This window comes from Bacillus sp. Marseille-Q1617, from assembly GCF_903645295.1.
In the GTDB taxonomy this organism is placed as follows: Bacteria; Bacillota; Bacilli; order Bacillales; family Bacillaceae_B; genus Rossellomorea.
Map to the genome: position 1 here is coordinate 320,152 of NZ_CAHJXM010000003.1, position 21,817 is coordinate 341,968.

Genomic DNA, 21,817 nt, shown 5'->3' on the forward strand with positions numbered 1-21,817 from the left:
GGAGAGTGTTTCCATATGGAAACCACCAAAGGGGAAAGCCGTTTTACCGGTAAACTTTCAGGTGAAAGGACAGAGAAACTTCTTTTGGAAAAAGGGGTTTTTCTGTCCTTTTTTCATGCGCGGAAACTGAGTGCTATGAACTTAGCAAATGAGGCGCAGATATTTGGAGACAGGAAGCGGGCAGGAGAAAGTCTTGATGAAAATAAGGGGGAAGTCTAATGGCAGATTTAAAGCAAACACCTCTATATGAAGTGTATAAAGAGTATGGGGGGAAAACGATCGACTTCGGAGGATGGGCTCTACCGGTTCAATTTTCAAGTATTAAAGAAGAACATGAAGCTGTCAGAACACGGGCAGGGCTTTTTGATGTATCCCATATGGGAGAAATCGAAGTCAAGGGTGAAGGGGCTCTCGAATACTTACAAAAAATGATGACCAATGATGTGTCCAAGATCAAAGACGGCGGTGCTCAATATACTGCAATGTGCTATGACGACGGGGGCACAGTGGACGATCTCCTGGTTTATAAAATAAAAGATAATGACTATTTATTGGTGGTCAATGCAGCGAACATCGATAAAGATTACGAATGGCTGAAACAGCATGAGACGGACGGGGTGGAGATCAATAATATCTCCGAGCATATGGCTCAGCTGGCTTTGCAGGGTCCGCTTGCTGAAAGTGTTTTACAAAGATTGACAGACGAACATTCTTTACGTGACATCGGTTTCTTTAAATTTCAGACCGAGGTGAATATAAACGGCCGTCATGCCCTTGTGTCCCGCACAGGATATACAGGAGAAGACGGGTTTGAAATTTATTGTGATGCAAAGGATGCAGTGGACATATGGAAAGATATCCTTATTGAAGGCGGAAATGACGGGGTGCTTCCATGTGGACTTGGCGCCAGGGATACACTTCGCTTTGAAGCCAACCTTGCTTTATACGGCCAGGAGCTCTCTAAACATATTTCTCCTATCGAGGCCGGAATCGGATTCGCTGTTAAAGTGAATAAGGAAATACCATTTATCGGGCAAGAAGTGCTCAAGAAACAGAAAGAAGAAGGTGCTTCACGAAAGATTGCCGGCATTGAAATGATCGACCGGGGAATCCCTCGCCATGGATATAAAGTATTTTCGGGGGAAGAAGAAATCGGCGAAGTCACCACCGGGACCCAGTCTCCTACTTTGAAGAAGAATATCGGCCTTGCTCTATTAAAAAAAGAATTTACTTCAGTGGATACCGAAGTTCAGGTCGAAATCAGAGGGAAGAAATTAAACGCAAAAGTAGTTCCGACACCATTTTATAAGAGAACAAAATAATAGGGAGGAATGACGGTCATGAAGCATCGTTATTTACCGATGACAGAGCAAGATCAACGGGAAATGTTAGACAGCATAGGAGTAAACAGCATCGACGATTTATTTGAAGATATCCCTGAAAAGGTCCGTTTCAAAGGTGAGTACAATATTAAGCCGGCGAAGTCAGAAACCGGCCTTGTAAAAGAGCTGACTGCATTGGCTGCGAAAAATGCAGATTTGAAAAGTCATACATCCTTCCTGGGAGCGGGTGTATACGATCATTATGCCCCGATCATCGTAGATCATGTTTTATCGCGCTCTGAATTTTATACAGCTTATACCCCGTATCAGCCGGAAATATCACAAGGTGAACTGCAAGCGATCTTTGAATTTCAGACGATGATCTGCGAACTGACCGGAATGGACGTAGCGAACTCCTCCATGTACGATGGCGGGACGGCACTAGCTGAAGCGGCCATGTTAAGCGCAGGACAGACGCGCCGCAAGAAAGTCCTGGTTTCAAGTACGGTTCACCCCGAATCGCGTGATGTATTGAGAACATACGCGAATGGGCAATACATCGATGTTGTGGAAATCCCCCATAACAATGGAGTGACAGATGTTGAAGAACTGAAGAAATTAATGAGCAATGAAATTGCAGCTGTCATCGTGCAGTATCCTAATTTCTTTGGCAGAGTGGAAGAGTTGAAAGCGATTGAAGAGGTGGCACACAGTGAGAAAGCCATGTTTGTGGTCTCATCCAACCCTCTTGCGTTAGGTGCCCTGACACCTCCGGGGAAACTTGGAGCTGATATTGTAGTCGGTGATGCACAGCCGTTTGGGATTCCAAGCGCTTTCGGAGGCCCGCACTGCGGTTATTTTGCAGTAAGTAAGAAACTGATGCGTAAAGTACCTGGGCGTCTGGTTGGTCAAACGGTCGATGAAGAAGGGCGGAGAGGATTTGTTTTAACCCTTCAGGCACGTGAACAGCATATCCGCCGTGATAAAGCGACTTCCAATATCTGTTCGAATCAGGCATTGAATGCCCTTGCTGCTTCAGTTGCCATGACTGCCCTCGGTAAGCAAGGCGTGAAAGAGATGGCGCTTCAAAACATCCAAAAAGCTCACTACGCGAAAAAAGCACTCAAGGAAAAAGGATTTGAGATTGCATTTGAGGGTCCTTCTTTTAATGAATTCATCGTGAAAGTGAATGCTCCAGTAAAAGAAATAAACAAAAAGCTGTTAGGGAAAGAAATAATCGGCGGGTATGACCTGGGGCTTGTCGATGATAGTCTGAAAAATCACATGTTGGTTGCCGTTACAGAACTTCGCAGCAAAGAAGAAATAGATGCATTTGCACAAGAATTGGGGGATTTTCATGAATAACAAACAAGATCAGCCTCTTATCTTTGAATTATCGAAAGAAGGACGGGTCGGCTACAGCCTGCCTGAACTCGATGTACCGGAAGTCGATGTTTCCGAATTGATTCCTTCCGACTATATCCGTACTGAGGAGCCGCATTTACCTGAAGTTTCAGAACTGGATATCATGCGTCATTATACAGCATTATCCAAGCGCAACCACGGTGTTGATTCCGGGTTCTACCCACTTGGATCCTGTACGATGAAGTACAATCCTAAGGTGAATGAAAATGTTGCGCGATTAAATGGCTTCGCTCATATCAATCCGCTGCAGGAACCTGAAAGTGTCCAAGGGGCTCTAGAGTTGATGTACGATCTCCAGGAACACCTGAAAGAGATCACGGGTATGGATGAAGTGACACTTCAGCCGGCTGCAGGGGCTCACGGCGAATGGACCGGTCTGATGATGATTCGTGCTTATCATGAAGCAAACGGCGACACGAAACGAACAAAAGTCATCGTGCCTGATTCAGCTCATGGAACAAACCCGGCAAGTGCAACTGTTGCAGGATTTGAAACGGTTACGGTTAAATCGGATGAAAATGGCCTGGTGGATCTGGAAGATTTAAAACGTGTGGTTGGTGAAGATACGGCAGCCCTTATGCTTACAAATCCGAATACATTGGGACTATTCGAAGAAAATATCCTGGAGATGGCTTCCATCATCCATGAAGCAGGCGGCAAGCTTTATTACGACGGAGCGAACTTGAATGCGGTATTATCGAAGGCAAGACCTGGAGATATGGGCTTTGACGTGGTTCATCTGAATCTTCATAAGACCTTTACGGGACCACACGGCGGAGGAGGACCGGGAAGCGGGCCGGTCGGAGTGAAAGAAGACCTGATCCGTTATCTGCCTAAACCGGTTCTTGTGAAAAACGGCGATCAGTTTGAATTTGATTACAATCGACCGGATTCAATCGGCCGTGTCAAACCTTATTACGGAAACTTTGGCATCAATGTCCGTGCCTATACGTATATCCGCACGATGGGACCTGACGGTTTAAAGGCGGTAACAGAAAATGCCGTCCTTAATGCAAACTATATGATGAGAAGATTGGCGCCTCATTTTGATCTTCCATATGACCGTCACTGCAAACATGAATTCGTCATCAGCGGTAAGCGCCAGAAAAAGCTTGGCGTCCGCACTCTCGATATTGCGAAACGACTGCTTGACTTCGGTTATCATCCGCCAACGATCTACTTCCCGTTGAATGTAGAGGAATGCATGATGATCGAACCGACTGAAACAGAATCCAAAGAAACACTCGATTCATTCATCGATGCCATGATTCAAATCGCAAAAGAGGCAGAAGAAACACCTGAAATCGTCCAAGAGGCACCTCATACAACTGTGGTCAAACGAATGGACGAAACCCTTGCAGCAAGAAAACCGATCCTGCGATACACTCCAGAACCGGCGCAGTAACCCTTTAATGCACCGAGGGACGGGCGTTTAGCGCAGTAACGTATGAAACAAAAAAAGGATTGCCGTCCCGGCAATCCTTTTTGCATTAATAAAAAAGTCTACCTGTTCTTTGAGAACTGGTTGCAGCTACAGCGGGTAGAGACCCGGGGTCATAAGCCAAAAACCCCAAAAAGGCAAAGAACGCCTTTCCGGGGTTTCCGTTTTATGCTTGTCGTCTCTAAACGAGCCGCCGCCGCTTTTCTTATTTTTTATGCTTGATTTTACCTGTCCACTTTTTGAATCCGCCCTGCAGCTGGTGAAGATCACGGTAGCCTTTGCGACGAAGCATCTGTGCTGCACGTGCACTTCTCATGCCGCTTTGGCAGTATAAGTATACAGGCTGATCGTTGCGGATTTCTTTCTGCCTCATTTTCATTTGGGAAAGAGGGATATTGCGGGCCCCTAGGATATGACCATTGTCAAACTCATTGGATTCGCGCACATCGATCAACTGAGCTTTCCGGTAACCGGCTTTAAACTCTTCCTCTGTCAATGTGTTGACCACTCTTTTTTGATTGAAGTACGTAAAAAGGGAATATGCGATAATTCCTCCAAGTACAACTAATAGAATAAATAAACCATCCATCTTGCTTTCATGCTCCTTTCTGCAAATGCACTATCTCCTATTATATTCATGATTTCCCTTAGAATCAAAAGAAATTTACTATTTAAAGCAAAGACTTTCCAATCTGTTTTTCTTTGTTTTTGGTAGAGGATTTGGTAGACTAGTAACGGATTGAATACATAGTGTTTTTTAGAAGCTGATAATAAAAGAGGTATGTCATATGTCAAAAGAAACATGGAGATTCATCGACTCAGGCAATTGTTCCCCTTCTTATAACATGGCGCTTGATGAGGCGCTTCTTGATTGGCACAGTGAAGGAAAGATTCCTCCTACGATTCGTTTTTATGGTTGGGACCCGGCGACACTTTCTGTAGGATATTTCCAGAAAGTTGAAAAAGAAATCAACATGGATGCCGTGAATGAACATGGACTGGGCTTTGTAAGGCGCCCGACCGGAGGAAGGGGTGTCCTTCACGATGAGGAGCTCACTTACAGCGTCATTGTGTCTGAAGATCACCCTGAAATGCCTAAAACCGTCACGGAAGCATATAGAGTCATATCTGAAGGAATTCTAAAGGGATTCCAGGGTCTAGGACTCGAAGCATACTTTGCTGTCCCGAAAACAGCCGAAGAGAGGGAAGGACTGAAAAATCCACGGTCCGCCGTCTGCTTTGATGCACCGAGCTGGTATGAACTTGTAGTGGAAGGCAGGAAGGTTGCGGGCAGTGCACAGACTCGGCAAAAAGGGGTCATCCTTCAGCATGGATCCATCCTTTTGGATCTGGATGAAGATAAGCTCTTCAGTCTGTTTAAGTATCCTTCCGAGCGGGTAAAGGAGCGTATGCAAAAAGCTTTCAAGAGCAAAGCTGTGGCCATGAATGAGATTTCTTCCGAGAGAATCACGATGGACATGGCTAAAGAGGCATTCAAGAAAGGTTTTGAAGATGGGTTGAATATTCATCTCGAGCCATATGTCCTCTCAGAGGAAGAAACACAATATGTAGAAACCCTGGCCAAAACTCGATATGAATCCGATGCATGGAATTTTAAACGTTAAAAAATTTTGTTTGGAGGAAAGCGATGCTTGTCGCTTTTTTCCTATTTTACCAACTATTTTTGAAGGTGAAAGTTTAGCAACTCTCAAATTAATAGATTTCCGTTTGAAATAGGAATATTATCTATGAGATTCTCCGGATTTCTATTATTTTCTGCTTATTAGGAGTTTGACAAATATATAAAAATCTGACCTCAACACAATATATGGTGTGTCGAAAAATATATTACACACCATATATTGTGTTTATTTATTGATTTTGGAATGAGCCTGTGATAACGTATTAATTGTTAAAGTTAAACAAGCTAATAAATGATAAATGAAATATTCAAGGTAGAAGGAGCTGTCTATATGACTGTTGCGTCGAAGAAAACGATGAAATTGAACAAAGAAAGATTGAATCAGGATATCGGATTGTTCCCCCAAGTGCATCCTGTCACCCCGGAAATGAATACCACACATAAAGGTGTATCCCGACTGGTTATGATCGACCGCTATTCTTTCAAAGACACTGAGAAGATCACCCTATCAGCAGGCGACTTTGTCGTATTGACAATCAAGGAAGATCCAAAATTCCCTGCCAGGGGGCTGGGCTTCATTACAGCCATCGATTGGGAAAACAAAAAAGCGGATGTCTGGATTGAAGAGGAATACAGAAGTGCGATCGATAAAACGCATGAAATCGAAACGGGCGTAGTGACACGTACACTGGATGTCATTGAAAAACCATTGGAAGTCTACTATGAACAAATTGCAAAGCGAAACGCAACAGGCTTGGCAGAAGTAGAAAAAACTCCTGAAAAGAAACAAGAATGGTTTGAAAAGTTTTATCATGAGCTCGTCAATTTGCATTTCGTACCTGCAGGACGCGTTTTGTACGGAGCGGGTGCGGGGACGGACGTAACCTATTTCAACTGTTATGTGATGCCGTTTGTTCAGGATTCGCGAGAAGGGATTTCAGAGCACCGCAAGCAGGTAATGGAGATCATGAGCCGCGGCGGCGGTGTCGGAACGAATGGATCGACTCTAAGACCGCGCAACACGCTGGCAAAAGGAGTCAATGGTAAATCCTCGGGATCTGTATCCTGGCTGGATGATATCGCGAAACTGACTCATTTGGTCGAGCAGGGCGGATCAAGACGCGGGGCCCAAATGATCATGTTATCGGATTGGCACCCTGACATCATCGAATTCATCATCTCTAAAATGCAAAATCCACGGATTCTGCGTTATCTATTAGAAAATACTGAAGATGAAAATATCAAAAAAGCAGCAGAAGATAAATTGAAGTTCACTCCCCTGACAGAACATGAAGAAGCGATGTATCAGGGAATCATCAACTATAAACAGATTCCGGGCTACGGCGGTTTCAACGAGAAGATCATCAAGAATGCCGAGGAAAAGCTGCGGACGGGCGGTACATACAGTGTACACAACCCGGAATTCCTGACAGGCGCAAACATCTCCGTCTGCCTGACAAGTGATTTCATGGATGCTGTCGAAAAAGATGAAGAATATGAACTGCGATTCCCTGATGTAGAGAGCTATGATGCCGACCAAATGAAGTATTACAACGAAAATTGGCACGAAATCGGTGATGTCCGCGAATGGGAAAAGCTCGGCTACAAGGTAAGGACATACAAGAAAATCAAGGCGAAAGAACTTTGGAACCTTGTCAATGTTTGTGCAACATACTCTGCAGAACCGGGAATCTTCTTTATTGATAATGCGAATGATATGACCAATGCGAAAGCATACGGTCAGAAGGTTGTCGCAACAAACCCATGTGGAGAACAACCCCTTGCACCATTTTCCGTCTGCAACTTGGCAGCCGTTAACCTGGCTCGATTCGCAGACAAAGAAACGAAGACCGTCGATTTTGAAAAATTGAAAAAAACCGTTGAAGTCGGTGTGCGCATGCAGGATAACGTCATCGATGCAACGCCGTACTTCCTGGAAGAAAACAAGAAGCAGGCGCTCGGTGAACGCCGTGTCGGTTTGGGTGTCATGGGTCTTGCGGACCTTCTTATCTATTGTGAAAAGGAATACGGGTCCGAAGAAGGTAACAAGCTTGTGGATGAGGTGTTCGAAGTCATCGCTACAACTGCTTACCGCGCTTCCGTTGAACTTTCGAAGGAAAAAGGAAGTTTTCCATTCCTGACAGGTGAAACGGAAGAGGAGACCGAGAGACTGAGGAAAGCCTTCACCAATACTGGCTTCATGAAAAAGATGCCTGAGGATGTAAGGGAAGACATCCTGTCTCACGGTATCCGAAACTCTCACTTACTGACGGTAGCGCCTACTGGATCTACGGGAACGATGGTGGGGGTATCAACCGGGCTTGAACCTTACTTCTCGTTCACCTACTACAGAAGCGGACGACTTGGCAAGTTCATTGAAGTAAAAGCGGATATCGTGGAAGATTATCTGAAGCGCAATCCTGATGCTGATGCAAACGACCTGCCTGAATGGTTCATTTCATCAATGAACCTTGCTCCGGAAGCACATGCCGATGTACAGTGCGTCATCCAGAACTGGATCGACAGCTCCATTTCCAAAACAGTTAATGCACCAAGAGGATATACTGTAGAAGAAGTACAAAAAGTGTATGAACGCCTGTACAAAGGTGGAGCGAAAGGCGGTACCGTTTATGTCGATGGAAGCCGTGATTCACAGGTGTTAACGCTGAAGGCAGAAGAAAACAGCTTTGACGAAGATGACGTTCAAGAAGAAGTAAAAACAGAAAACAAACCAATCGTGCTGCTGGATACCATCCAGGACGTACGTTCAACAGATGTAACGATAGGATCTGAAGTGGGGAATACATGCCCTGTCTGCCGTAAAGGTACCGTAAAAGACATGGGCGGATGCAATACATGTACCAACTGTGGTGCACAGCTTAAATGCGGATTATAAGCTTATTTTGAAAAAGAAGGGGACTATGTTCCTCTTCTTTTTTTGTGCGTGGATTCCGGCGGGCCCTTCTGCTTTTCTAGTGTCCAGCTGCAGCGGCTAGGCCCTCGAGGTCATAAGCTAAATTGGCCAAGAAGGCAAAAAGCGCCTTCACGGCCAATCCATCTTATGCTTGTCGGGCCTGAACGAGCCGCCTCCGCTTTTCTAGTGTCCAGCTGCAGGGCTTAGAGGCACATGTCATAAGCCAAATCGACCAAGAAGGCAAAGAGCGCCTTCATGGCCGATTCGTCTTATGCCACACGCCTCTACCAAAGCCCTTCTGCTTTTCTTGTTCTATTTTCAACTTTTTAAAATTAAAGATGTATAAAGAGCTTTGAAGGAGTGGAGCCTGTGGACATCGATGGAGTATTTTCTGGCGGAGGGGTAAAAGGGCTCGCCTTGATAGGTGCTTACCAAGCAATTGAAGAAAGAGGATTAAGAATCAAGAGGGTTGCAGGAACCAGTGCCGGCGCCATTGTGGCAGCTTTTATTGCAGCTGGGTACTCAAGCAGTGAGCTGAAAGATATTATGGAAGAAATGGATATCAAGAAGTTATTGGATACCAATGCATTCGTCTCGCTTCCCTTTATTAAGTGGTTCAGGATTTATTATCGGTTAGGATTGTACAAGGGAATAGCTCTTGAGAATTGGATCGAACAAAAACTTAAAGCACGGGGGATTTACACGTTCGCGGATCTTCCTGAAAAATCCTTGAGAGTCATCGCTTCCGATTTATCGAACGGGAGACTTCTTGTATTGCCTGATGATTTGGAGAAGTACGGAATTTCGCCAAAGACATTTCCGGTTGCACGAGCCATCCGGATGAGTGCAAGTCTCCCGTACTTTTTTGAGCCTGTGAAACTGCGTTCGCTCGAGGGCACCAGTTTACTTGTGGACGGAGGTGTCCTCAGTAACTTTCCGATGTGGCTGTTTGACAGGGAGAATATAAAAAAGGTTCGGCCGGTCATTGGGGTGAAGTTAAGTCATAATTCAATCGAGCGGCCGAAAAATAAAATCAAAAATGCAATCGAGTTGTACAATGCTCTTTTCCAGACAATGAAAGACGCTCATGATTCGCGCTATATTTCAAGAAAGCATGAGAAGAATATCATTTTTATACCGACTGAAGGGGTGCAGACGACTGAATTTGAATTATCGAAAGAAAAAAGGAGTGAGTTGTTTCAAATGGGGAAATTTCAGGGAGAACTTTTTCTGAAACAATGGACGTATTAGGGTTTTGTGCAAAAAACAATCGGGCACTCATTTTAAAAGGAGGCCCGATTGTTTTTTTTATTCTTTTTTCCTTCTATGACCGTTAAGTTAGCACTGGATTTTTTACGGTGGGAACGCTTTTTTGAAAGCGGAGAGACAGTGGGTTTTTGTGTCTTAGCGGTCGATTTTTTCTTCAGTCTCTTTTTTGATTGTTTGGCTGCTTTAAGAAACGCTCTTTGTTCGTTGCTTCCAGCACCGCGTCTATTACTGAACCATCTGCGGTAAATAAAGTATATGACGCCTATGACGGCTGCAGTGACGAGTATTTTTCGAAGAAGTCCGAGGGGATTTCCAATCAGCCACGATCCCAATCCTACAATCGCTAATACAACCAGGGTGAATACCAAGATATTGCGAGCGTTCAACAAAGCCACCTCCTTACGATTCAATCGTTCTTTAAACTTTTATATTATTATTATTTTAGACAATTTATATTCATTTTAATCGTCGGTTTGGATAGTTTTTCGGGTGTGGGGATTCAAGGGTTACAGTAAACATATTCACTTTATCCGAGTCCGATAAACATGGAAAAGATGTATGTAATATAAACATCCTTATATTCTATTTTACTAAAAATTCTCAAAAAGAGCCAGACTGCGGATTCGAAATTTAAAAAATGAAATTTTGCATCATAAGGAATTATTATGCAAAGTGTTTCGGTGAATGGGACATACTATGAGCGGAGGTGTTCAAGATGTCCGAAGATAAAAATCAACCGGAAAGAGTGAAAGGTGACCAATCCAATCCTGAACTGGAGCAGAATAAAAGTGAACAACCAATGTCGTTCATTGGAATGGTGATGGTGACGGGTTTTATTGGGGGATTATTATGGAGTGCGATTGCGTATCTTTGTTATTATTTTTCCTTTACCAAAATCGAACCTAATATTATTTTCGAGCCTTGGGCGGTTGGGGATTGGAAGGATCGCTGGATCGGAATTGCTTTATCCATCTTAGCCTACGGCATCATATCCGTAGGAGCAGCTCTGGTTTATTATGGGGTCCTGAGAAAATTTAAGTCCATGTGGGTAGGCGCAGGGTATGGGGTCGTATTGTTTTTAGCCGTATTCTTACTGTTGAAACCCCTGTTCCCCAGCATGAAGTCCTTGACGGCAATCGATTATCATACTTTGATCACAACAGTGTGTATCTATATCCTATATGGAGTGTTCGTCGGATATTCGATATCGTATGAAGAAAATGAGCTGCGGCATCAGGAACAAAAGGAAAAGAGCGGGGAAGTAGTATCATGACCTTCTTGTTATCAGATAATTTAGTAGGTATAGGTAAAAGGTTTATGTTAGAATGTTCATGTTGAACATTCTATTTTTTTAGGGGTTATCTATGAAAAAAATATTGTTACTAAACGGCCCTAATTTAAACAGGTTAGGAAAACGTGAACCTGAAATCTATGGGCACACCACACTTCAGGAGCTAGAAGAGAAACTGAAGGAACAGGCAAAGGAAAAAGGCTATCAGTTACGAACCGCTCAATCGAATCACGAGGGGGAAATGATTGATCATATCCATAAAGCTGAGGACGAAGGATTTTCAGGCATCATTCTGAATCCGGGAGCTTATACTCATTACTCTTATGCATTAAGAGATGGTGTAGCTTCGGTATCAGTGCCTGTCATAGAAGTCCACATATCAAATATCCATCAGCGGGAAAGTTTCAGGCATCATTCCGTCATTGCGGCGGAAACGGTCGGGCAAATTGTCGGTTTGGGACTTTTCGGATATGAACTAGCCTTGGACGCAATCATTAATTACATAAAAGGGAGAGTGTAAGGGGATGAAGATTGATCGATTACGTAATACATTTTCTGAAAGCGGTATAGACGGGATGTTGATCACAAGTACATACAACCGCCGTTATATGACAAACTTCACCGGTTCTTCAGGTGTTGTATTGTTATCTCATGATAAGGCTTTGTTCATCACAGATTTCCGATATACCGAGCAGGCGGCGGAGCAGGCAGCTGATTATGAAATTGTCCAGCACACCGGCCCTATTCAGGAAGAAGTGGCAAAACAAGTCAAGGAATTGGGAATCAAAAAACTCGGCTTTGAAAAAAATTATATGACATACAGTGCATTTGAGAGCTATCAAAAGGTACTTGAGGCTGAACTTGTCCCTGTAGCCGGTACGATTGAAAAGTTACGCTTGATTAAGACACCTGAAGAGCTTAAGATAATTAAGGATGCGGCTGACATAGCGGATGCGGCATTCAAGCACATATTAGATTTCATTAAACCGGGTGTTACCGAACTGGAAGTGTCGAATGAATTGGAATTTTTCATGAGAAAAGCGGGAGCCGCTTCTTCATCTTTTGACATCATTGTGGCATCAGGGAACCGCTCCGCACTGCCTCATGGAGTGGCAAGTGATAAAGTCATTGAAAAAGGTGATTTTGTTACATTGGATTATGGTGCATACTATAAAGGCTATTGTTCTGACATGACTCGTACCTTATCAGTGGGAGAACCAAGTGATAAGCTGAAGGAAATTTATGATGTTGTCCTTCAATCCCAGCTCCTGGCTATGGAAAAGATCAAGCCTGGTATGACAGGGAAAGAAGCAGATGCGATTTCACGCGATTACATAACAGAAAAAGGTTATGGTGAGTGCTTCGGACATTCGCTGGGTCATGGAATCGGTCTTGAAGTTCATGAGGGACCTGGCCTTTCCTCCCGATCCGAAGTAGTACTTGAGCCTGGCATGATTGTAACGGTTGAACCGGGGGTGTACGTACCTGGGGTCGGCGGTGTGCGTATTGAAGATGATACACTCATCACTGAGGATTCCAATGAAACATTGACACACTCAACTAAAGATCTAATCATTCTACCATTTTAGTCCTTGCAAGAGGTCTAATTGACAATAGGAGGAACAAACATGATTTCAGTAAATGATTTTCGTACAGGTTTAACAATCGAAGTGGATAATGGGATTTGGAGAGTTATGGACTTCCAACATGTTAAGCCGGGGAAAGGGGCAGCATTCGTCCGCTCTAAACTTCGTAATCTTCGCACCGGAGCAGTGCAGGAAAAGACTTTCCGCGCAGGTGAAAAAGTAGCGAAAGCTCAGATTGATAACCGCAGAATGCAATACCTGTATGCCAACGGTGACATGCATGTATTCATGGATAATGAAAGCTACGAACAAATCGAATTACCGGCAGCATCTATCGAGTATGAATTGAAATTCCTGAAAGAAAACATGGAAGTTCAAATCATGATGTATGAAGGTGAGACTCTTGGAGTTGAACTTCCGAATACGGTCGAATTGACTGTAACGGAAACAGAACCTGGAATCAAAGGGGACACAGCTTCAGGCGGGTCTAAACCTGCAACAGTCGAAACTGGATTAGTCGTGAACGTACCATTCTTCGTTAACGAAGGGGATGTACTCGTCGTCAATACGACTGACGGCACATACGTTTCACGCGGATAATCGAGTTTAAATCATAACGTAATCAAAAAAAGCCTAAACAGATCTCATTCTGTTTAGGCTTTTTTTCTTTTTCCTCTTTACTGCTTTAACGCATCGAGGGACGGGCCTTTAATTTCTTGTCATATTCTATTTTCATTAGAAATACATTGTATTATCTGGGGGCTTGTACGTTGTTATTGATAAAGCCCGGTGGAAATAGATAAGGAGGTACATTCATGCAAGAAGTTCTAGCCCTGCTACCCAGCACAATTTCTGAAAGAATCCTGTCCCTTCCACAAGACGTTCTGGATACAACCGAAGAAATCAGAGTACGTACCAACAGGGTATTGGAAGTCACTGCAAGGGGGAAACCTTATTTTCTGCCATACACTGTCACCCCTGAAGACTCTGAACAGCTGATAAATAAATTATCCCATCATTCATTTTATACACTTGAGGAAGAACTCAAGAGAGGCTATATCACTATAGATGGAGGACATAGGGTGGGACTTGCGGGAAAAGTCATCCTGGAGTCCGGCAATGTGAAAGGGATCCGTCACCTGTCATCCTTCAATATCCGTATTGCAAGGCAAAAGATCGGAATCGCTCAGCCGCTTCTTCCATTTGTCTATAAAGGGGGCTGGAAGCACACAATGATCATCGGTTCTCCCCAAACAGGTAAAACGACCCTGCTAAGGGATCTTGCGAGAATCATCTCAACCGGTGACCGTGAACAAAACATTCCTCCCTATAAAGTGGGAATCGTGGACGAACGTTCCGAAATCGCTGGTTGTGTGAACGGGGTTCCGCAGCTTCTATTCGGTCCGAGAGTCGATGTCCTTGATGCTTGTCCAAAAGCCGAAGGCATGATGATGCTTATACGTTCCATGAGTCCAGATGTCCTGATCATCGACGAAATAGGCCGCGTGGAAGACGGACAGGCCATTCAAGAAGCGGTAAATGCAGGCATTACATTGATGATGACAACCCACGGGGCTTCTTTGGAGGAAGTGAAAAAGAGACCTGTCATAAGGGATATTATCGGAATGAAGAGTATTGAACGATTCATTGAGCTAAATAGAGAAACGGACCCTGGACAAGTATCTGAAGTTTGGAATGAGCATGGAGAATCTTTATTGAACAAAGTGAGTGTGACGTAAATGATAAAAATTTTAGGTGCGATCTTCATTCTTCTCTCTACTTCATGGGCAGGTTTTGAAGTCTCGAAATATTTGACAGAAAGGCCCCGGCAGCTTCGGCTGCTTAAAGTGGCACTTCAATCCCTGGAGGCTGAAATCACCTACAGCCATACACCTCTTCATGAGGCTACTAGAAAAATATCTAAACAGCTTCAGAAGCCGGTCTCTTGGTTTTTTGAGAATTTTTCAAAGAAGTTGACCGAACAGGAGATTTCGGTGAAAAAAGCATGGGAAGACAGCCTGGATGAGGTATGGAAGCTGACGGCCTTTAAATCTGGAGAATATGAAATTTTGAAGCAATTCGGTGAAAACCTTGGGAAACATGATTTGGTCACGCAGCAAAAACACATTCATTTGGCTTTGAAACACTTGGAAAGAGAAGAGACAGAAGCAGTGGAAAGACAAAGGAAATATGAAAAGATGACAAAGAGTCTTGGATTCCTATCAGGTCTTCTTCTTATCATCCTGCTGCTTTAATGAAGTTAGACGGCCATGTCCGTGTAACCCACAATGTGCGAGTCAAAAGATCAGGAGGGAAAATTATGGGAATCGATGTGGACATTATTTTTAAAATAGCAGGGGTGGGGATCGTCGTCGCCTTTTTGCACACCATCTTAGATCAAGTCGGAAAAAAAGAATACGCACAATGGGTCACGCTTTTTGGCTTTATTTATATTCTCTTTATGGTCGCATCCATCGTGGATGATTTATTTCAGAAGATCAAATCTGTCTTTTTATTCCAAGGGTAAAGGGGGAGTCAGCGATTGAAATCATCCAAATTGTCGGTATCGCCCTTGTATCCACTTTTCTTGCATTAATTGTAAAGGAGCAAAAGCCGAACTTTGCTTTTTTGCTCATCGTATTCGTCGGCTGCTCCATATTCCTGTTTTTAATCGATCAGATTTATACCATCATTCACATGCTCGAGAAGCTTGCGGCAAACGCAAACGTAAATCTTGTCTATGTTGAAACGATCCTGAAAATAATCGGCATCGCTTACATAGCGGAATTTGCTTCTCATATCACGAAAGACGCAGGTCAGGGTGCGATTGCAGCAAAGGTCGAGCTTGCAGGCAAGATCTTGATTCTGGCAATGGCTGTCCCGATCCTGACAGTGATCATTGAAACAATCATCAATATGATTCCAACCGGATAAGAGAGGATGAAGAGGTGGGATATTTGCAGCAATTAAACCGAATACTCGTCGTGGCACTATTTTTCTTTTTCATGGGAAGCCCAATCGGACAGGCAGAAGAAAACAAAGAACAGGATGATAACGGTGTGCAGCAGCAGGTCATCAATCAGCAGCTCGAAAGCTTGGGAATCGATGAGCTGAAGAGCTTTTGGACAAGCATCGTGGATCAATATGGGGGATATCTGCCTGAGAGTCAAAAAGGGAGCTTGATGGACTTCATTCAAGGAGAGAAGGAGTTTTCTTTAAAAGCCTGGTTCAGCGGAGTACTTAAATTTGCATTTCAAGAGTTGGTCATGAATGGAAAGCTTTTAGGCACATTGATCCTGCTTACGATTTTCAGCATGTTCCTTCAATCTCTGCAAAACGCGTTTGAAGGAGGGAACGTAAGCAAGGTGGCTTACGGAATCATCTTCATGGTGTTGATCATCATCGCTTTGAACAGCTTCCACGTGGCAATCGATTATACACAGGAAGCGATTTCCACCATGATCAATTTCATCATCGCCCTCATTCCTTTACTGCTTGCATTGATCGCAGCTTCAGGAGGAGTCGTATCTGCCGCATTTTTCCACCCTGTCATCCTGTTTCTGATGAACACAAGCGGCCTGCTCATTCAAAATGTGGTCCTGCCGCTCCTATTCCTTTCCGCTCTATTGAGCATCGTCAGCACCCTGTCGCCGCATTACAAAGTGACACAGCTCGCCCATTTATTGCGTACCTGGAGCATCGGGCTCCTCGGTGCATTCATGACCGTCTTTCTCGGTGTCATCTCGGTGCAAGGCGCAACAGCGGCAGTCACCGACGGCATCACGATCCGTACCGCTAAATTCATTACCGGCAACTTTGTACCTGTCATTGGCAGGATGTTTACCGATGCGACCGACACTGTCATTAGTGCTTCCGTGCTTTTAAAGAACACTGTAGGAATTGCGGGAGTGGCTATCGTCCTTATCATCGCAGCATTTCCCGCCATAAAGATCCTCATGATCGCCTTTATTTACAAGCTGGCTGCCGCCCTTCTTCAGCCGCTTGGAGGGGGGCCCGTCATCGAGTGTCTCGATACGATCGCGAAAAGTGTCATCTACGTGTTCGCAGCACTTGCGATTGTATCATTCATGTTCTTCTTAAGCATTACCGTCATCATTGCAGCCGGCAATATAACCATGATGGTTCGATGAAGGAGGAGCGCCCATGTCATTTCTAACTGAATGGATCACCAATATTATCGTCTTTGTCCTGCTGGCAACCGTCATTGACATGCTTCTTCCAAGCTCAAATATGCAAAAATACGTAAAGATCGTGACGGGGCTATTATTGATCACCATCATCCTTACACCATTGTTGAAGCTGATGACAGCAGATGTTGATTCTGTTATGGAATCGTTCCGTGTAAATGGACGTTCCCAGAATAATTCTGTAGAAAATTTAATAGAAATGAAGAAAAAAGAAATACAAGCTTCACAACGTGCATATATTTTAGAACAGATGGCTGTCCAAATGAAACAACAAGCTGAAAAGGAGTTGATGGATGAACACGGTAAAGTCATTGAGAAGGTCAGTATAGCAGCATCCGATTTGGAGAACATCCCAGATAGCATCACAGAAGTGACGGTTTATCTTTCTTCCAGTCAGGGGGAAAACGCAATTGAAGCCGTCCAGAATGTGGAGATCGATACGGGAGATAAGACAAGAGTACAGAAGACAGATGAGAATGTGTCCCTGGTGACCTCCTTACTAGCGGAAGAGTGGAACCTTTCACCCGAAAAAATAATCATAGCCGAGGGAGGGACGGGAAGCGACAATGAACTTTAGCAAAGGACCCGTAAATCTGATAAAAGAGTGGCTGTCAAAGGAAAATGCGCATACACCTCCGGAAAACAAAAAAGGAAAAAAGTTTCAGTACTTTCTGATCGTCCTGCTGCTCGGGGTCGCCTTCATGCTGATCAGCGATCTTTGGAATAAAGCACCCAGCATTGCAGTAGACAAGACCCTCCAGGAAGAGGGGGAAGAAAACGTGCCTGCATTCGGCAAGAATCACAATGATGATTCATTGATGCGGAGCTATGAAGATCAATATGAAAACCAGCTGAAAGAGGCACTCGATCAAATCACCGGGGTCAGTGAAGCCCTTGTCGTAGTCAATGTTGAATCCTCTGAACAGAAAGTGTACGAAAAAAATGAAAACAAACAGTCCCAGCATACAAACGAGGAGGACAAAGAGGGTGGAAAACGCTCGATAGAAGAAAAGTCAAGTGAAGAACAGATTGTCATCATACAGGACGGTGAAAATGAAGTGCCCGTCATCAGTGAAACCAGAAAACCTAAAGTCAGCGGCGTCCTTGTCGTAGCAAAGGGAGCCGATAACATACAAATCAAAAAAATGATATTGGAAGCTGTTACCCGCGTTCTGGATGTACCGGTTCACAGGGTATCGGTCCAACCTAAAGATTAAGGGGGAAATAATAGATGTTATTAAAAAAACAAACAGTGTGGCTTTTAACGATGTTGAGTCTTGTGATCGTCCTATCCGTTTATTACATCACTTCACCTACCCAGCAGGTAACGGACATGGCAGCGGAGCAGAATGAAGGCGGCAAGAAAGCGGCAGAAGGAGATAATAAAGAAACAATGACCAATGGCGATGTGGAAGTCGTCACGGATTCTGCCGGCAATGAAATGTTCGAAGCGATGAGAATGGAAGTGGAAGATCAGCGTGCTCAGCTCCGTGAAGAACTTGAAGCGAAAGTAGGAGATCCTGAATTGTCTGCAGAAGAGAAAAGTGCAGCCTATGAGCAAATGGAGAACCTGCGTGAGCTGGCAATGACAGAATCAGTACTTGAGACGACAATCAAGACGATCGGGTACGATGATGCACTCGTAAGAGCAAATGGAGACAGCATCCGCATCACGGTCAAAACAGATAAAGAGCACACAACGGCAAATGCCAATGAAATCATCCGCCTGGTCATGAGTGAAGTAGGAAATGTGAAGCCTGTAGCGGTGGAATTCCAGCCGACAAACTAATAAATGAAAAAGGACGATCCTTAGATGATAAAGGGTCGTCCTATTTATTTTAGCTTCATAATGAAGTCTTGCACACAAAAGGGCAGCGGTGTGAACAGTGTTATTCAATGAATAGGACAATCAGACAACCATTCCAGATAAATCATCTATTATTTTATTTTTTTGAAAAAAAGAGATAGAATAGAAAGGGAGCATGAATGCGCTTTATGGAATAGCTCGAAACACATATTGAATTTATACGAGATATTATCGTATGATATTAGTAGCTAGTCATAATTTTTTAAACTATAAGAGGGGTGTCCAAAGTGTTAAAAATCCAAGAAATTCGTGAAATTATAAAACTCGTCGATAATTCCAGCGTGGATGAGTTTTCATATGAGTATGAAGGATCAAAAATCGAACTAAAGAAAAATAATGGAGCCGTTCCAGCACCGCAATTCGTTCAAGCTGCAGAAGAAGTGAAGCAGCCGGCTCAACAAGCGGTTCAGCAAGCACCTGCTGCTGTTCATACAGAAGCGGCGCCTGCACCGGGAGAAGAAAATAAACCTTCTGAAGCAAAAGCGGATGATGCAAACTTACATAAAATCACATCCCCGATGGTAGGGACGTTCTATCAATCTTCTTCCCCTGACGCGGATGTATATGTGAAAGTCGGTTCAAAAGTAGATGACAGCACAGTCGTCTGTATCGTTGAAGCGATGAAGCTGTTCAACGAAATTGAAGCGGAAGTAAAAGGCGAAATTGTAGAAATCTTGGTGAAAGACGGTCAACTTGTTGAATATGGACAGCCGTTATTCTTAGTCAAACCTGAATAAGGAGCGATAAACTTTATGATAAAAAAGGTATTGATTGCCAATAGAGGAGAAATAGCGGTTCGAATTATACGTGCTTGCCGCGAATTGAACGTAGAAAGTGTAGCTGTCTATTCTGAAGCAGATAAAGAAGCATTGCATGTCCAGCTTGCAGATGAAGCCTATTGTATCGGGCCTACTTCGTCGAAGGACAGTTATTTGAACTTTACTAATATTATTTCAGTAGCAAAATTGACAGACTGTGATGCCATTCATCCCGGTTACGGCTTCCTGGCTGAGAATTCCGACTTCGCAGAGCTTTGCCGTGAGTGTAATATCACATTCATCGGGCCATCTCCTGAAGCCATTTCAAAAATGGGGACAAAGGATGTCGCAAGAGAAACGATGCGTGAAGCGGGGGTTCCGATCGTACCTGGTTCTAAAGGGATCGTCAAAGACGCAGATGAAGCTGTTAAACTTGCGGAATCAATGGGATACCCAGTCATCATCAAAGCCACTGCAGGCGGAGGCGGTAAAGGGATCCGTGTGGCGAAGACCGAGGAAGACCTTGTGAAGGGTGTCAACATCACCCAGCAGGAAGCAATGACAGCATTTGGTAATCCAGGCGTGTATATTGAAAAGTTCATCGAGGACTTCAGGCACGTGGAAATCCAAGTCATGGCTGACAATTTTGGCAACGTGATTCACCTTGGAGAGCGCGATTGCACCATCCAGCGCCGTCTTCAAAAATTGATCGAAGAAACACCATCTCCTGCACTGAACGAAGAAATTCGGGCCCAAATGGGAGAAGCCGCGGTAAAAGCAGCCCAAGCGGTTGATTATACAGGTGCAGGCACGGTAGAATTTATTTATGACTACAACAACCAATCATTCTATTTCATGGAGATGAATACCCGTATCCAGGTAGAGCATCCTGTCACCGAACAGGTTACCGGTGTTGATTTGATAAAAGAACAGATCAAAGTGGCTTCCGGAGAAAAATTATCTATCACCCAGGAAGAAGTAACCTTTACAGGGTGGGCGATGGAGTGCCGGATCAATGCAGAAAACCCGGAAAAGAATTTCATGCCGTCAGCAGGAAGAATAGAAATGTATCTCCCTCCCGGCGGTCTTGGCGTAAGAGTGGATTCTGCTGCATATCCTGGTTATATGATCCCTCCTTACTATGATAGTATGATTGCAAAAGTCATCACTTATGGAGCGACTCGTGAAGAGGCGATCTCCCGTATGAAGCGTGCCCTGAGTGAGTTTGTTGTAGAAGGGGTGCACACGACCATCCCGTTCCATTTAAGAGTATTGGAACATGAAACCTTTGTAGACGGAGAATTTAATACGAAGTTCTTAGAAAAATATGATGTAATGAAATCCTAGTGTGAATTCAGGAGGTGCCTTACATGGCGGAAAATCAAAACCTTTTACAAATGTCTCACGGTAAAGACGGCCTTGGGAAGATAGAAATCGCACCTGAAGTGATCGAAGTCATCGCTGGAATTGCTGCTTCAGAAGTAGAAGGCGTATCACAAATGCGCGGTAGCTTCGCGACAGGTGTAGTCGAACGTCTGGGCAAGAAGAACCACGGTAAGGGAGTCAAGGTTGAACTGGCGGAAGAAGGAATCATCATTGATGTATACTGCATCATGAAGTTCGGCGTCTCTATCCCGACAGTCGCTCAAAAAATCCAGGATAATATCCGTCAAGCCTTAATGAACATGACTGCTTTGGAAGCAGATGAGGTCAATGTTCATATCGTGGGTGTCCAGTTTGAAAATCAGACACTTGAAGCTGAAATTGATGAAGAGATGTAAATGTGATTAAGAAGGGAGAACGGCCATTTGGGCCGTTCTTTTTTTATGGAAGGGTGAGCTTGGTGGAGGGAGGGAATCTGCATTTTTTTAGTAAGATAATCGAAGCGACTCCTTTTTACGTCATTTTTATCTGCTGAGCCCTATGTTTCAACGTTTATTAGAAGGATTTCTATTCATTTTCAATAAAAAATTCTTTTAGCTGTGCCGGATTTTATGTTTTTCAACTGAAATATTAATATATTTATTTTTATTGTGCCATTATTGGAATAATTGTGCCGGTATTTAAATAATTGTGCCAAAATCCCAATTATTG

Annotated in this window: 24 protein-coding genes; 22 read left to right on the top strand and 2 right to left on the bottom strand. The window is 43.9% G+C overall.

All coding sequences use genetic code 11. The features are described 5' to 3' along the window. Window positions 1–15: 15 nt before the first annotated feature. Genes HWX64_RS18865 through gcvPB form a run of 4 tightly spaced genes read left to right on the top strand, consistent with a single transcriptional unit; the run spans window position 16 to window position 4,152 of the window. A complete protein-coding gene (locus HWX64_RS18865) occupies window positions 16–219 on the top strand; it encodes a hypothetical protein (protein WP_175991062.1) in 204 nt (67 codons plus the stop codon). Next, on the top strand, window positions 219–1,322 hold the full coding sequence (gcvT, locus tag HWX64_RS18870) for a glycine cleavage system aminomethyltransferase GcvT (RefSeq protein ID WP_175991063.1): 1,104 nt from the start codon (window positions 219–221) through the stop codon (window positions 1,320–1,322). The genes HWX64_RS18865 and gcvT overlap by 1 nt, the downstream gene beginning before the upstream one ends. A gap of 18 nt (window positions 1,323–1,340) precedes the next feature. Next, entirely contained in the window at window positions 1,341–2,687 is a 1,347-nt protein-coding gene (gene gcvPA / locus HWX64_RS18875; RefSeq protein WP_175991064.1) for an aminomethyl-transferring glycine dehydrogenase subunit GcvPA, read from the top strand. Continuing rightward, entirely contained in the window at window positions 2,680–4,152 is a 1,473-nt protein-coding gene (gcvPB, locus tag HWX64_RS18880) for an aminomethyl-transferring glycine dehydrogenase subunit GcvPB (protein ID WP_175991065.1), read from the top strand. The genes gcvPA and gcvPB overlap by 8 nt, the downstream gene beginning before the upstream one ends. A gap of 241 nt (window positions 4,153–4,393) precedes the next feature. Here the strand turns inward: gcvPB and HWX64_RS18885 are convergent, their stop codons facing one another. Next, a complete protein-coding gene (locus HWX64_RS18885; protein ID WP_175991066.1) occupies window positions 4,394–4,777 on the bottom strand; it encodes a rhodanese-like domain-containing protein in 384 nt (127 codons plus the stop codon). A 199-nt stretch (window positions 4,778–4,976) separates the two neighbouring features. Here HWX64_RS18885 and HWX64_RS18890 point away from each other — a divergent pair, with 199 nt between their 5' ends. The 3 genes from HWX64_RS18890 to HWX64_RS18900 all read left to right on the top strand — a co-directional run bounded on the left by HWX64_RS18890 (window position 4,977) and on the right by HWX64_RS18900 (window position 9,995). After that, window positions 4,977–5,813, top strand: a complete 837-nt coding sequence (locus tag HWX64_RS18890; RefSeq protein ID WP_175991067.1) for a biotin/lipoate A/B protein ligase family protein — start codon at window positions 4,977–4,979, stop codon at window positions 5,811–5,813. A gap of 348 nt (window positions 5,814–6,161) precedes the next feature. Further along, a complete protein-coding gene (locus HWX64_RS18895) occupies window positions 6,162–8,726 on the top strand; it encodes a vitamin B12-dependent ribonucleotide reductase (RefSeq protein ID WP_175991068.1) in 2,565 nt (854 codons plus the stop codon). 387 nt (window positions 8,727–9,113) lie between these two features. Next, on the top strand, window positions 9,114–9,995 hold the full coding sequence (locus HWX64_RS18900) for a patatin-like phospholipase family protein (protein WP_175991069.1): 882 nt from the start codon (window positions 9,114–9,116) through the stop codon (window positions 9,993–9,995). Between the two features lie 32 nt (window positions 9,996–10,027). Here HWX64_RS18900 and HWX64_RS18905 read toward each other — a convergent pair whose 3' ends face one another. Next, a complete protein-coding gene (locus tag HWX64_RS18905; protein WP_254871215.1) occupies window positions 10,028–10,399 on the bottom strand; it encodes an SA1362 family protein in 372 nt (123 codons plus the stop codon). Window positions 10,400–10,728: 329 nt separating this feature from the next. Here HWX64_RS18905 and HWX64_RS18910 point away from each other — a divergent pair, with 329 nt between their 5' ends. The 15 genes from HWX64_RS18910 (at window position 10,729) to HWX64_RS18980 (ending at window position 21,504) form a co-directional block, all read left to right on the top strand. Continuing rightward, window positions 10,729–11,286: a YqhR family membrane protein gene (locus HWX64_RS18910; protein WP_175991071.1), complete on the top strand. Its 558-nt coding sequence runs from the start codon at window positions 10,729–10,731 to the stop codon at window positions 11,284–11,286. A 91-nt stretch (window positions 11,287–11,377) separates the two neighbouring features. Continuing rightward, window positions 11,378–11,824: a type II 3-dehydroquinate dehydratase gene (aroQ, locus tag HWX64_RS18915; protein WP_175991072.1), complete on the top strand. Its 447-nt coding sequence runs from the start codon at window positions 11,378–11,380 to the stop codon at window positions 11,822–11,824. A 4-nt stretch (window positions 11,825–11,828) separates the two neighbouring features. Then, a complete protein-coding gene (locus tag HWX64_RS18920; RefSeq protein ID WP_175991073.1) occupies window positions 11,829–12,893 on the top strand; it encodes a Xaa-Pro peptidase family protein in 1,065 nt (354 codons plus the stop codon). 39 nt (window positions 12,894–12,932) lie between these two features. After that, on the top strand, window positions 12,933–13,490 hold the full coding sequence (gene efp, locus HWX64_RS18925) for an elongation factor P (RefSeq protein WP_175991074.1): 558 nt from the start codon (window positions 12,933–12,935) through the stop codon (window positions 13,488–13,490). Window positions 13,491–13,705: 215 nt separating this feature from the next. Continuing rightward, complete coding sequence (spoIIIAA, locus tag HWX64_RS18930; RefSeq protein ID WP_175991075.1) at window positions 13,706–14,629, top strand: stage III sporulation protein AA; 924 nt, start codon at window positions 13,706–13,708, stop codon at window positions 14,627–14,629. Then, window positions 14,630–15,145 (top strand): stage III sporulation protein SpoIIIAB, encoded by a 516-nt coding sequence (gene spoIIIAB / locus HWX64_RS18935; RefSeq protein WP_175991076.1) that lies wholly within the window; start codon window positions 14,630–14,632, stop codon window positions 15,143–15,145. Window positions 15,146–15,210: 65 nt separating this feature from the next. Continuing rightward, window positions 15,211–15,417, top strand: coding sequence for a stage III sporulation protein AC (gene spoIIIAC / locus HWX64_RS18940; protein ID WP_006838772.1), 207 nt, complete (start codon window positions 15,211–15,213; stop codon window positions 15,415–15,417). A 14-nt stretch (window positions 15,418–15,431) separates the two neighbouring features. Continuing rightward, the gene (gene spoIIIAD, locus HWX64_RS18945; protein ID WP_098151200.1) at window positions 15,432–15,824 is read left to right on the top strand and encodes a stage III sporulation protein AD; all 393 of its coding nucleotides are present in this window, start codon (window positions 15,432–15,434) and stop codon (window positions 15,822–15,824) included. Between the two features lie 23 nt (window positions 15,825–15,847). Continuing rightward, window positions 15,848–17,041: a stage III sporulation protein AE gene (gene spoIIIAE, locus HWX64_RS18950; RefSeq protein WP_303049500.1), complete on the top strand. Its 1,194-nt coding sequence runs from the start codon at window positions 15,848–15,850 to the stop codon at window positions 17,039–17,041. A 13-nt stretch (window positions 17,042–17,054) separates the two neighbouring features. Next, window positions 17,055–17,675, top strand: a complete 621-nt coding sequence (gene spoIIIAF, locus HWX64_RS18955) for a stage III sporulation protein AF (RefSeq protein ID WP_175991077.1) — start codon at window positions 17,055–17,057, stop codon at window positions 17,673–17,675. Beyond that, entirely contained in the window at window positions 17,665–18,315 is a 651-nt protein-coding gene (spoIIIAG, locus tag HWX64_RS18960) for a stage III sporulation protein AG (RefSeq protein ID WP_175991078.1), read from the top strand. Before spoIIIAF ends, spoIIIAG begins: the two co-directional genes overlap by 11 nt. Before the next feature lie 14 nt (window positions 18,316–18,329). Next, window positions 18,330–18,887, top strand: a complete 558-nt coding sequence (locus tag HWX64_RS18965) for a SpoIIIAH-like family protein (RefSeq protein WP_175991079.1) — start codon at window positions 18,330–18,332, stop codon at window positions 18,885–18,887. A 305-nt stretch (window positions 18,888–19,192) separates the two neighbouring features. After that, window positions 19,193–19,702 carry an acetyl-CoA carboxylase biotin carboxyl carrier protein gene (accB, locus tag HWX64_RS18970; protein ID WP_175991080.1) on the top strand — a complete coding sequence of 170 codons (510 nt, stop codon included), beginning with the start codon at window positions 19,193–19,195 and terminating at the stop codon, window positions 19,700–19,702. Window positions 19,703–19,717: 15 nt separating this feature from the next. Beyond that, on the top strand, window positions 19,718–21,070 hold the full coding sequence (gene accC / locus HWX64_RS18975) for an acetyl-CoA carboxylase biotin carboxylase subunit (RefSeq protein WP_175991081.1): 1,353 nt from the start codon (window positions 19,718–19,720) through the stop codon (window positions 21,068–21,070). Window positions 21,071–21,093: 23 nt separating this feature from the next. After that, window positions 21,094–21,504 (top strand): Asp23/Gls24 family envelope stress response protein, encoded by a 411-nt coding sequence (locus HWX64_RS18980; protein WP_175991082.1) that lies wholly within the window; start codon window positions 21,094–21,096, stop codon window positions 21,502–21,504. Window positions 21,505–21,817: the final 313 nt, after the last annotated feature.

Bases quoted from the DNA above. Each gene is read 5' to 3' on its own strand.
- HWX64_RS18865 (WP_175991062.1), top strand. From the start codon at position 16: ATGGAAACCACCAAAGGGGAAAGCCGTTTTACCGGTAAACTTTCAGGT.
- gcvT (WP_175991063.1), top strand. From the start codon at position 219: ATGGCAGATTTAAAGCAAACACCTCTATATGAAGTGTATAAAGAGTAT.
- gcvPA (WP_175991064.1), top strand. From the start codon at position 1,341: ATGAAGCATCGTTATTTACCGATGACAGAGCAAGATCAACGGGAAATG.
- gcvPB (WP_175991065.1), top strand. From the start codon at position 2,680: ATGAATAACAAACAAGATCAGCCTCTTATCTTTGAATTATCGAAAGAA.
- HWX64_RS18885 (WP_175991066.1), bottom strand. From the start codon at position 4,777: ATGGATGGTTTATTTATTCTATTAGTTGTACTTGGAGGAATTATCGCA.
- HWX64_RS18890 (WP_175991067.1), top strand. From the start codon at position 4,977: ATGTCAAAAGAAACATGGAGATTCATCGACTCAGGCAATTGTTCCCCT.
- HWX64_RS18895 (WP_175991068.1), top strand. From the start codon at position 6,162: ATGACTGTTGCGTCGAAGAAAACGATGAAATTGAACAAAGAAAGATTG.
- HWX64_RS18910 (WP_175991071.1), top strand. From the start codon at position 10,729: ATGTCCGAAGATAAAAATCAACCGGAAAGAGTGAAAGGTGACCAATCC.
- aroQ (WP_175991072.1), top strand. From the start codon at position 11,378: ATGAAAAAAATATTGTTACTAAACGGCCCTAATTTAAACAGGTTAGGA.
- HWX64_RS18920 (WP_175991073.1), top strand. From the start codon at position 11,829: ATGAAGATTGATCGATTACGTAATACATTTTCTGAAAGCGGTATAGAC.
- efp (WP_175991074.1), top strand. From the start codon at position 12,933: ATGATTTCAGTAAATGATTTTCGTACAGGTTTAACAATCGAAGTGGAT.
- spoIIIAA (WP_175991075.1), top strand. From the start codon at position 13,706: ATGCAAGAAGTTCTAGCCCTGCTACCCAGCACAATTTCTGAAAGAATC.
- spoIIIAB (WP_175991076.1), top strand. From the start codon at position 14,630: ATGATAAAAATTTTAGGTGCGATCTTCATTCTTCTCTCTACTTCATGG.
- spoIIIAC (WP_006838772.1), top strand. From the start codon at position 15,211: ATGGGAATCGATGTGGACATTATTTTTAAAATAGCAGGGGTGGGGATC.
- spoIIIAF (WP_175991077.1), top strand. From the start codon at position 17,055: ATGTCATTTCTAACTGAATGGATCACCAATATTATCGTCTTTGTCCTG.
- spoIIIAG (WP_175991078.1), top strand. From the start codon at position 17,665: ATGAACTTTAGCAAAGGACCCGTAAATCTGATAAAAGAGTGGCTGTCA.
- HWX64_RS18965 (WP_175991079.1), top strand. From the start codon at position 18,330: ATGTTATTAAAAAAACAAACAGTGTGGCTTTTAACGATGTTGAGTCTT.
- accC (WP_175991081.1), top strand. From the start codon at position 19,718: ATGATAAAAAAGGTATTGATTGCCAATAGAGGAGAAATAGCGGTTCGA.
- HWX64_RS18980 (WP_175991082.1), top strand. From the start codon at position 21,094: ATGGCGGAAAATCAAAACCTTTTACAAATGTCTCACGGTAAAGACGGC.